This window comes from Skermanella sp., assembly GCF_059503625.1.
On the sequence record NZ_JCACHA010000721.1, the window covers coordinates 1 to 11,011 of the forward strand.

The following is an 11,011-nucleotide window of genomic DNA, read 5'->3' on the forward strand; positions in this document are numbered from 1 at the left end:
GCGACGGCGGCGCCCAGCGGGAAGCTGCCGTCCACCGTCAGGTCGGGGAAATCCAGGATGCGGAAGGAGATGAACACGCCCAGCGCCACCAGGGCGAAGACCAGCCCCAGTTCCGCCGCACCCAGCAGGGCTACGGCGCTCATGCCCCGTACTCCACCCGATGACGGACCGTCACTGCCCGATCACCTTCGACGCCCGCGCGACCACGGCTTCCGGGATGGTGACGCCCATCGCCTGCGCCGCCTTCGGGTTGACGTGCAGGTCGGTGCCCTGCGCCGTGCGCACCGGGATGTCGCCCGGCTTCTCGCCCTTGAGCACGCGGGCGACGATCTCGCCGGTCTGACGTCCGACCTGATAGTAGTTGAACCCGATGGTCGCGATCGTGCCGCGCTGGACGCTGTCGGTATCGCCGCTGAAGACCGGCAGCTTGTTCTGCGCGCCGACGATCAGCAGGGCCTCCAAGGCGGAGACGATCGTGTTGTCGGTCGGCACATAGATCGCGTCCACCCTGCCGACCAAGCCGCGCGCGGCGCCCTGGACGTCCGACGACTTGGTGGCGGGCGCCTCGACGACGGTGAAGCCGCGCTCCGGCGCCAGCTTCTTGATGATCTCGATCAGGGTGGCGGAATTGGGCTCGCCCGGATTGTACGGCACGCCGAGACGCTTCGCCTCGGGCAGGACCTCCCGGATCAGCGCCAGATGGTCGGCGATCGGCGACAGGTCCGACAGGCCGGTGACGTTTCGGCCGGGCTTATCGAGGTTACGGACGAGCTGTGCGCCGAGCGGATCGGTGACGGCAGTGAACACGACCGGAATGTCGCGGGCCGCCGAGACGACGGCCTGGGCCGACGGCGTCGAGATCGGGACGATCACGTCGGGTCCCTGCCCCACGAACTGTCGGGCGATCTGAACAGCCGTTCCAGGGTTGCCCTGGGCGCTCTGATACTCGAACCGCAGGTTCTCGCCGGGCTTCCAGCCCTGCGCCGCCAGTTCGTCCCGGATGCCGTCGCGCGTAGCGTCCAGCGCCGGATGCTCGACAATGGCTGTCACGGCGACGGTGGCGTCACGGGCCTGCGCCAGGACGGCTGTAGCACTCAGCCCGACCAGAGCCAGGACGGCCCCCGCCATGCGGGTCATCTTCTTCATTGCTTCTCTCTCCAACTCCGGTCCCGGAATCGTGCCGGCAACCGGATTGGCCGTCACGCCTCCGGCGAACGGCCGAGCTGCTCCATCAGTTCACGCCATTCGCGCTTGCTCAGGCCGCTATCGGCCTGAACCACGGCTTCGCCCGCCAGCATACGCTTCACGATGGCAAGGCCGGTCGCGGACAGATGGGTACCGCCCAGGCGGTAATCCCTGAAGGCCTCATACGTCATCGGCACCCAGCGTTGCAGGATGTCGATCATGATGTCGGCATAGACCCGGATCTCGTACTGGGCATGGCTGTCGGCGCGCAGCCGCAGGAAATGCATCAGGTTGTGCAGATCCACCTTCCAGTACCACTGGGTATAATAGTTCAGCGACAGGTTCATCCGGGCCAGTTCACGCGCCAGTCCGGAGCGGTTGGGGTCGAGCGCCGCACCCTGGTCGTCCTGATTCAGCATCTCGGCATAGCCGCGATACGCCCGCTCGGAATCCTCCCGCAGCAGATCGAGCACGCGGGCCGCTTCGTCGCCCTGAAGCACGTCGCCGCGGCCCTGCCGGTTGATCTCGCTCTGAGCGGACAGGTGCTCGGGCGCAGGGATATAGAATTCCTTGTCGAGGATCGAATAGCGCGCCGAGTATTCGTTGACGTTGGCCGTCCTGTGCCTGATCCACTGCCTTGCGACGAAGATCGGCAACTTGACGTGATATTTGATTTCGCACATCTCGAACGGCGTCGAGTGCCAGTGCCGCATCAGATAGCGGATCAGGCCGGCGTCCTCGCTAACCTTCTTGGTGCCTCGGCCGTACGATACCCGAGCCGCCTGGACCACCGCCCCGTCGTCGCCCATGTAGTCGATCACGCGCACGAAGCCGTGGTCGAGCGCTGGAAACGCCTCGTACAGGATTTCCTCCAGCGCCGGTACGGTCGCCCGTCTGGTCTGAACCGGATTGCTGCGCTGCTGATCGATTTCGTCGCGTTGCTCTGGAGTGAGCGGCATGGTGTCCCCGGCTTGCAAAGTCCGGCGGCACTTTAGCGCTCCACCGCCGCTTAGACCAGAGCCGGGCCGTAGATTAAGATGGCGCATCGTCTCTTCAGAAATATAGACCTTGCGGCAATCAGGCTCTTTCGCACCGCCATCGAAATGCCTATATTCCAGATGCCGAGTAGAACCCGGCTGTGACCGTACGCGTCATACGAAGTAGGCGCAGCGGAACCGGGAGCGGTACCCGGTGCCTCCACCAAGCCTGCTTTCAAGCCGTGGTCTGCGGCTTTGGCGTATGGAGGCATCAAGTGGCGGAAGCTTCCCGTTGGATTTTGATTCCACTCGATTATCAAGTGGTATCTTACACTGATTAATTAGGTTGAGGCGGCGCCTGGAATGCCTACCGAGTACCTCAGATACGACAAAATGGTTGAAAACGCCTTGCGTGGCGTGGTCCGCGAGGCTTTGCGCCAAGCGGGTGAACGGGGTCTTCCCGGCAACCATCATTTCTATTTGACCTTCCGCACGCACGATCCGGACGTTCATATCCCCGATTATCTTCGCGGGCAGTATCCCAGCGAAATGACGATCGTGCTCCAGTACCAGTTCTACGGTCTGGAGGTGGACGAGGAAAAATTCGGCGTCACGCTGAGCTTCAACAACATGCATGAGCGTCTGGTCGTCCCCTTCGCGGCGATCACCACTTTTGCCGACCCTTCGGTCAACTTCGCGCTCCAGTTCCAGCCGCTTGGCGCACAGGACGGACCGTCGAGCGTCGAAGAGATCGAGGCCGAGGTCACCGAGGAAGCTGCCCAGCACGCCGCCAAGCTCGGCAGCCCCAAGCCCGCGGAAGAGGGCAAGACCGGTCAGGTCGTGGCTTTGGACGCTTTCCGCAAGAAATAACCAGTCCAGATCCGGGCATCGTCAAAGGGCGCCGTCATCGACGGCGCCCCTTTTGCGTTCCCGTTTGTTGTCATGCCCGAGACAGCCTGATCTCCTTCTGGGCATGTGGGCGTCGGCGTTAACCCGTTAGGCGTGGCCCTTGAGAGTTGGCTCGACTGGCGGAATCAGCTTTCAATGTTGCGTTGCAGCAGTTACGGATTCGCGGACAGGACTCCGGCTTCGTCATGAACGATCCTCTCCTGAAATAAGTACGATCCCGCCAAGAACGATGTTGTGAAAGCTGACATGCGGCACTCCGACCGTCCGAGCCTGCTGACGAGATTCTTCAACCTGGACGCCAAGCTGGCAAGCAGTCCTTGGGGCCGCGCCGCGGTTATCGTCCTGGCGCTGGTTCTCACCGCAGCCATGACATACCTGCTGATGGGCAAGCGGGAGGTAATCGCGGCGGATACCCGTGATTACCTCGCCTTCTCGCCTCTCCGGGTCTTCGGCTATCCCTCGTTCCTGATGCTGATGTCGTCGATCGCTGATGTCCGGACCAGCACCGTGACCGTCCAGACGCTGATCTTCTTCGGCTCCAGCGTCTTTCTGGCCCTGGTGGTGCTGAAAGCGACGCGCTCGCTGGTCCTGACGCTGGCTTTGACCGTGCTGCTGTACGGCAACATCGTGACGACGATCTACAACTACATCGCCGTCACCGAATCTCTCGTGACCTCGTCGGCGATGGTAGCGCTGGGCGCGCTGATCCAGTTCTACCGGACCCGGCGCGTATCCTGGTTCGTCCTGATCTGCGCCGTTGCGGCGCTCAACATCATCATCAGGCCGGCGGGTCAGGTTTACCTGCCCTTCCTGATCGTCATCGGGCTTTATTCGTGGCTGGCGCTTCGGGTCAGCCTGGCGCGGATGGCCGGCGCCTTCGTACTGACTGTTCTGGTCAGCTACGGCTCCATCTATGCGGTCAACTACACGGTTCACGGCTTCACGGGCACCAACAGCAACCATGGCACCGGCCTGCTCGGCAAGGCGATGCTGCTGGCGCCGAAGCATGCCGGCGAATTTGCCGGCACGCCCTTGGAAGAACCGGTGTCCGAGCTTGCCCGCATCATGGAGCCGGTCGTCAGCCGTCTCGACCAGATGGAGAACGACCGGGCAAGGACGCTGATTTCGCAGACCTATGTCAACTACCTGCGCTTCGGGGTCCTGTTCCCGATGTATCGGGACCGGTACGACCATGCGGACGGCTGGGAGCGCGAACTGTACGTTCGCGATATCGCCAGCGCCGTCGTATCCAAGGACAGGGCGGGATATCTGGAATTGTCGTGGCGCGAGTTCATGGCGCTGGTCACTCTCGCACCGATCATGACTCCGGCCGAAGCGGACGCCGCCCGCGCCGATGTCGAGCGGCTGGCGCCCTGGCCCTATGACGGCGACGAGAATTGGGAATATGAATCCGGCCCCCGCCGGCTCAAGATGGAGGTCGGCATCGGCGACGCCCAGCGCGGAACGGCCACGGTCGTGGCGTTCCGGGTGATCTACTACGGCTTCTACGTCATCGGGATCGGCGGCATCCTGGTGATGGTCGTAACCGCGGTCCGCCGCCGGCCGATCGGCCTGGATCTTCAGATCATCGGCTCTTCGGCGATCCTCTATGCCGGTACGATCAGCATGACCGCTCTCGGCGATGTCGGCGGAGTGCGCTATCTGGTGCCGATCTGGCCCTGCATCGCGGTTTCGTGGATCTTCGCCGCCGATTGGGTCCGCGTAAAGGCGCTGGCGCCGCGTACGGCAGCCGGCACGGATTATGCTGCCGGCCGCCGGCCCGCCATCTCCTGACGCGGTATCCGGAAACGGAAAAGGCGCGGCTGTCGAAGCCGCGCCTTTCCGCATCTCCCGAAACCGGGATCGCCCATCAGGAATTGATGGAGATCGAGCCGATCTGGGTGTTGTCGCTCACGTCGCCGCCCAGGGCGCCGGCAGCGTTCGAACCCGAGAGGGCGTTGCCGCCAGCGGCTTCCGCGCCGGCGCTGCTGAAGCCGAGACCGCCGGCCGAAGCCATCCCGGAGGCATCGCCGCCGAGGCCCATCGAGGACGAACCCGAGAAACCAACCGCTTCGCCGCCAGACTTGCCGCTCTGCTCAATGCCAACATGCGTGCTCATGTGAATCTCCCGACCTGATAAGGTGTTTGTATCGCGTCAACCGGCAGCTTCTCCGCCAGTGCTTTCCTTATCAGCAAGGGCCGTGCCACTTCCGGAGTAACCACTATGGGAAAGCCCGCCGTGGCGGACTCCTGCGGTTTTCCGGGTCCAGCCCGTCCATGCCGGGTGAAATAGCAGCCGGATCGTCAACCTGTCGGTCCAACGGTGTGGACACCGTCAAGGAAAGCTGGACGAGGCCCTGTTCCGCCCCGGCTTCAGGCGGCCATCGACCCGCGCAGCCGTAAGGCCAGCCGGTCCAGCACCTCGGCATCGACCGTTTCGTCGAACTTTCGGGCAAAGAAGGCCGACGACGATTCCAGTTCCGGCAGGTCGGACGATGTCAGGACCCGTGGATTGCCGGAATTGGGCACCCACTTGATCAAGCGCTTGTTGTCGGCATCGACCGTGCCGGCGAAGGGGCTCGCCATCATCATGGCCTGATACCAGGACTCGTGAGGATGCTTGACGCGGCGGAACCAGCGCAGGCAGTCCTGGGCCACCGGCGCCGTCACGGCCCACTCGCAGAACTCCCGCGTCAGGATATGCCAGCCGTCGCCGATCCAGTCGTTCCGGAACCCGCGCGGCTTGGGATAGGGGAGCGGAAGACGCCGCAGCTTGCCGCCGGCCTCGACGCAGACCCAGTGGAACCGCCGGCGGAAATGGGGTTTGCTGTCGGCCAGCGGCAGAACCCGCATGTGGTTGACGCCCGGTTCGGAGCGCAGCTCCTCGATCATCCGCTCACGCGTCCGGAGCGGAAAATCCTGAGCCGTGATGTTCATCATGTGAGTCCAGCCGGGGCGGCGGATCAGGGCATTCAGCGCATTCCATTCGGCTTGGCAGAGGCCGAATCCGCCCCACACGACCGAAACCGGCGGGACGAACTCGATATTGCCGCGGCCCCTGGCGGCCAGAACGAACTCCCGGTGGACCTCGGGGGGAGTCTTGGCATCGACATGGACGGCGAAGTGATCGTCGGGATGCCAGAGCGCGTCCATCAGCCGGGCGAACTGCGACGGCTGCTTATAGGCGGTGATGATGTAAGCAAGGGACATCAAGCCTGGGAACTCCGCGAAGTCTCAGCCCGGTTGGGGCCGGTAGAGCCGGCCTTCCTGGGAAGTGGGAACGATAAGACGCTCGAAACCGTCCGCCATCCGCCCGGCGGTGAACAACTGAGCCCGAACCCGCGCCCGCTCGGCCAGGGCGGCGCGGCGCCCGGCATCGCTTACCAGAGTTTCCAGCACCGCGATCCAGGCACCGTCGCCATCGAGGGGCAGCAGTTCCCCCGCGGCGTCCGGGCCGGGACCGCCGAGCGTTTCCGCCTGGGCCGGGATGTCGCTGGACACGATCGCCAGCCCGGCATGCATCGCCTCAAGCAAGGCGTTGCTCTGTCCCTCGTACCGGGTCGGCATCGCGAAGATGTCGGCGGCACGAAGCAGGTCCGGGATATCGGCCCGCTTGACCTCGCCCAGGAAACTCACCCGGTCGGCGATGCCGAGCCGGACCGACGCCGCTTCCAGGTCGCCCCTGTCCTCGCCGTCGCCCGCCAGCACCAGATGTCCGGCGGACATAGCGGCCAGCGCCCGGAGCAGCAGCGCCTGGTTCTTCTGTTCGGCCAGCCTGCCGATGTTCAGGATCACCGGCTGCCCGGACGGCAGACCGAAGCGCGACCGCGCGGCGGCGGCGTCCAGGGCCGACGGACGCCAGTCGATCCCGTTGTGGACGACCGTCAGACGTCGCCGGTACGAGGCCGGATAACGGTCGAAGCTATCCAGCACGGACTGGGAGTTACCGACATTGACCGTGTAGCAGCCGACGCTTCCGGCCAGCTTGTCCAGCCGCTGCATCAGCGGACTATAGCTCCAGCCGGGGTTGCGCTGGGAGGCCACCCGATGGCGGACCCCGGCCAGCCGGGCCGCGATCTGCCCCAGGCCGTTGGCGAGCGGCAGGAAGCTGATCACGGCATCCGGGCGGTGCGCCTTCAATTGGCCGACCAGGCGGGGAAGGATGCGGAGATAGCCGGACGCGCCGGGTGACGCTTCGGGCAGCAGGACCCGGACGCGGTCCTCGTTCCGGTAGAGCGGCGACTTCTCGTAAAGGAACCACGTCTCCACGTCATGGCCGCGGGCGCGCAGTTCGCGGGCCAGACGGAGCAGCGCCTCCTGCGCTCCGCCCTGGTCCATATGGGTGATGAGCAGGACCAGCCGCCGAGCTTCACTTCCGGTCATGGACACTGCCGCCGCCTGTCCGCTCATCGATTGACGCCCGCTTCCGGCTGCGCCATCTGGGGATGGACCAGGGGCCGGCGGGCGGCCTGGGGTCCGAGCGCCAGTTCGAGATAGGTATCGACCGCCCGATCAAGGGTAAACTCCTCGACCTTCCGCGCCATCTCGCTGGTCTGGACCGGCTGGTCCAGGGTTCGGAGAATGGCGTCGGCCATGGCCCGATCGTCGTTCATCGGCACCAGCATGCCCAGGCGGCCGTCGTCCAGGATCTCCCGGGTACCGCCCGGACAGTCGGTCGCGACCACGGGAGTGCCGCAGGCCATCGCCTCGACCAGAACGGACGGCAGGCCTTCCCACTGCGAAGACTGGACGAAGACCGACGCGCGCGACATCACCGCATAGGGATTGGCATAGAAGCCCGGCATCCCGACATCGTCGGCCACGCCCAGATCGGATGCCAGCTTCTCAAGCTCGCCGCGCAGTTCGCCCTCGCCCAGGATCAGCAGCCGGGCATGGCGGCGTGCCCTCAGTTCCGCGAAGGCGCGGATCAGGGCCGCGAAGTCCTTGACCGGAGCCAGACGTCCCGCCGCCATGATGACCGGAGGCTCGCCGGGAGCCAGCCATGGGTGATCGCAGGGCTCCGCGGCCCTGGCGTAGAGTTCGGGCGTCACGATGCCGTTATGGATGACGCTGATGTTATCTCGCCCCATGCCGCTGAACGTCGCCAGATCGTCGGCGACGCCGCCCGATACGGCCACCACGCGGGCCGCCAGCGGGTAGACGCGCGGCACCATCCTGTATGCCAGCTTCACGGTCCGCGACGTCAGGGCCGCGAAGTTGCGGGTGATCTGACTGTGCTCGGTCACGATGACGCGGGTCCGTGCCCGCGACAGCGTCGAGGCCAGCAGGGCGCCGACGTTGACGTGGACCAGCGCCGTAAGCATGGCGGCGGGGCGTTCACGGCGAAGGTAGCCTGCAAGCGCCGCAACGCTGTTAAGCGTCCGGCGCGTGTTCAGCACGACGAGCCGCACCCCCGGCGGGATCGAGTCCAGGTAGGCGCCTTCGCGCTTGATCAGGACGAGATCCACGGCATAGGAGCGCGCAGCTATTCCGGCCGCCAGACGCAGCATGACCCGTTCAGCCCCTCCCCCATGAAGATCCTGGAGAAACAGGCAAATTTTCGGAGTCATCGGTGTGGAAGCCGTCATGGTTTCAGTGGCCATTCAACAGGACTGCAACAGTTGCACAAGATCGCGAGGGGGTCGGGAGGCGGTCGTAGCGGCTGGAAATCAAGAGTTCCGACTATAGGACGGATGGTGACCGTTGTTGGCCTGAGCGCCACGGCAATTAAGTCCTACCCGTAGTGGGCACCCATTGATGGTTCTCGATCTAACGTCCTTTGCCATGTAACAGCCATACATTGGCATCAAGATCTCTGTATAATAGAACCGCCAAGAGAATCCAAATGCCTCCCAAAGCGCTGAGTACTATAGACTGTGGTAATTAGACTCAAATGTAATGCATCTTGTCTTCCTGTGCGTTGGCTTTGATCTTTAACCCATACGGCTAACATGCACCACCTTTTAGCATTGTCTGCTCTGCGCATAGGAAGACACCCGGCATTCCACTGAACAAAGCCTCAGGCGACAATGTTCGTCCTGAGATGTCGCATGCGCGTGTAAAACTACCGGATACCACCGATGAACAAGCTTTTGACGCCGGAACGCCAAGAGACCGACCGGCATGATTGGACCACCCACGAGGAGGGCCCGTCCAGGACGGCGCCTACCCTTGGGCTGGCCGACTTGCTGATGGTCCTGTCGCGCCGGAAATATTTGCTGCTCGGTACGATAGGAATTGTGACGCTGATCGGCATCGTCAATGTCTATATGCTGACGCCACTTTTCACCGCGACCACGTCGGTCATGGTGGACCCGCGCGAGCAGCGCGTCATCAATATCGAATCCCTGGTCGCCGGCGGTCCTGCCGACCAGTCGACCATCGAAAGTGAAATCCAGGTCGTCCAATCCGACGAACTGGCATCGCGCGTCATCGCCCAGCTGGGACTGGACAGACTGGCCGAGTTCAACCCGAAGGTGGCGGCGGAACAGGAAGCCGACAGCTTCAAGCTTCCCAGTCTCCGCGACCTGCCGCCCGTCCAGTGGCTGAAGAGCCTGCTTTCCGACGGCGAGGAGGAGACGCCGGATCCGGCCGCCGCGGAAGCGCGCCTGCGCACCGCCATCGAGGCAAAGTTCCTGAGCCGGCTGAACGTCTCCAGCGTAGGACGGTCGCGCGTCCTGAACATCAGCTTCACCTCGCAGGACCCCGCGATCGCGTCGAGCGTGGCGAACAGCATCGCCAATCTCTACATCACGCAGCAGCTCGAACAAAAGTTCGACGCCCGCCAGAAGGCCAATGCCTGGCTGACCGAGCGGCTGACCCGCCTGCGCGAGGAAGTCGAGACGGCGGAGCGGGCGGTGGAGACCGCGCGCGCCAGCCAGGGCGTCGTCCAGGGCCGCGATGCCGGCCTGGTCAACGAGCAGCTCTCCCAGCTCAACACCCAGCTCGTCATGGCGCGTGCCGAAAACAGCACCTCCGTGGCGCAGCTCCGCAGCGTCGAGAGCGCCGTCGAAGCGCGCGGCATCCGGGCGGTGTTCGACGTGACCGACAGCACCCTGGTAAACGGACTGCGCGCCCAGGAGACGACACTTCGCCAGCGTGAAGCCGAACTGCTGAACAACCTGGGTCCGCGCCACCCGCAGGTCGTCGACCTGAAGTCCCAGATCAGCTCGGTCAGCAACGAGATCAACAACGAAGCCAACAACCGCCTCCGCGCTCTCCGCAATCAGGCGGCGGTCACCCAGCAGCGGGTCGCGTCGCTCGAGCAGTCCATGACCAGGCTCGAACAGGAAGCGGCCCGCGTCAACCAGTCCGACGTCCAGATCCGCGCTCTCCAGCGCGAAGCGGACGCCAACCGGGCGCTGTTCGAAAACTTCCTGGCGCGGTCGAAGGAAACCCAGTCGGTCGATCTGGAGCAGCCGAACGCGTGGATCGTCTCTACCGCCAATTCGCCGCTCAACCCGTCCTTCCCGCAGAAGCCCCTGTTCATCGCGGTGGCGCTGATCCTGGCGACCGGCCTGGGCCTGACGCTGGTCTTCCTGGCCGAGCAGCTCGAACGCGGAATGCAGACGCAGGAAGACGTCGAGCGCATGCTGCACTTGCCGTCCCTCGGCATGATCCCGCTGGTCAAGCGCAACCGGCTCAGCCGCATGCCGCCGCAGGACTACGCCCTGGACAAGCCGGCATCGGCCTATTCGCAGGCGGTCAAGAGCCTGTTCACCTCGCTGATCATCGCCCACCAGCGCAAGGGCACCGGCAACATCGTCCTTCTGACCTCGGCCGTTCCGGGCGAGGGCAAGTCGGCCCTGGTCGCGACGCTGGCCCGGGTGACCGCCATCGCCGGCCGCCGCGTGCTGATCGTGGACTGCGACTTGCGCCGTCCCAACATCCACCGGTCGCTCAGCCTGCCGAATCAGTACGGCCTCGCCGACTTCCTCAGC

Annotated in this window: 9 protein-coding genes and 1 pseudogene; 3 read left to right on the plus strand and 7 right to left on the minus strand. The window is 64.5% G+C overall.

The features are described 5' to 3' along the window. From AC5JJ6_RS24285 to thyX, 3 genes and pseudogenes are all read right to left on the minus strand, one after another. Positions 1–143 (minus strand): annotated as a pseudogene (locus tag AC5JJ6_RS24285) (ABC transporter permease); the annotation flags it as partial. A 28-nt stretch (positions 144–171) separates the two neighbouring features. Then, entirely contained in the window at positions 172–1,146 is a 975-nt protein-coding gene (locus tag AC5JJ6_RS24290; protein ID WP_496044531.1) for an ABC transporter substrate-binding protein, read from the minus strand. Between the two features lie 53 nt (positions 1,147–1,199). Next, entirely contained in the window at positions 1,200–2,144 is a 945-nt protein-coding gene (gene thyX / locus AC5JJ6_RS24295) for an FAD-dependent thymidylate synthase (RefSeq protein ID WP_496044532.1), read from the minus strand. Positions 2,145–2,525: 381 nt separating this feature from the next. Here thyX and AC5JJ6_RS24300 point away from each other — a divergent pair, with 381 nt between their 5' ends. Beyond that, positions 2,526–3,032: an SspB family protein gene (locus AC5JJ6_RS24300; RefSeq protein WP_496044533.1), complete on the plus strand. Its 507-nt coding sequence runs from the start codon at positions 2,526–2,528 to the stop codon at positions 3,030–3,032. Between the two features lie 285 nt (positions 3,033–3,317). Beyond that, a complete protein-coding gene (locus AC5JJ6_RS24305; protein ID WP_496044534.1) occupies positions 3,318–4,865 on the plus strand; it encodes a hypothetical protein in 1,548 nt (515 codons plus the stop codon). A 76-nt stretch (positions 4,866–4,941) separates the two neighbouring features. On the opposite strand, the gene AC5JJ6_RS24310 is transcribed toward AC5JJ6_RS24305, so the two are convergent. From AC5JJ6_RS24310 to AC5JJ6_RS24325, 4 genes are all read right to left on the minus strand, one after another. Then, the gene (locus tag AC5JJ6_RS24310) at positions 4,942–5,190 is read right to left on the minus strand and encodes a hypothetical protein (RefSeq protein ID WP_496044535.1); all 249 of its coding nucleotides are present in this window, start codon (positions 5,188–5,190) and stop codon (positions 4,942–4,944) included. 254 nt (positions 5,191–5,444) lie between these two features. Further along, complete coding sequence (locus tag AC5JJ6_RS24315; RefSeq protein WP_496044536.1) at positions 5,445–6,281, minus strand: beta-1,6-N-acetylglucosaminyltransferase; 837 nt, start codon at positions 6,279–6,281, stop codon at positions 5,445–5,447. Positions 6,282–6,305: 24 nt separating this feature from the next. Then, the gene (locus AC5JJ6_RS24320) at positions 6,306–7,454 is read right to left on the minus strand and encodes a glycosyltransferase (RefSeq protein WP_496044537.1); all 1,149 of its coding nucleotides are present in this window, start codon (positions 7,452–7,454) and stop codon (positions 6,306–6,308) included. A gap of 23 nt (positions 7,455–7,477) precedes the next feature. Continuing rightward, positions 7,478–8,674 carry a glycosyltransferase gene (locus tag AC5JJ6_RS24325; RefSeq protein WP_496044538.1) on the minus strand — a complete coding sequence of 399 codons (1,197 nt, stop codon included), beginning with the start codon at positions 8,672–8,674 and terminating at the stop codon, positions 7,478–7,480. Positions 8,675–9,151: 477 nt separating this feature from the next. On the opposite strand from AC5JJ6_RS24325, the gene AC5JJ6_RS24330 reads away from it, so the two are divergent. Next, the coding region (locus AC5JJ6_RS24330) for a GumC family protein (protein WP_496044539.1) at positions 9,152–11,011 on the plus strand (1,860 nt) is incomplete at its 3' end.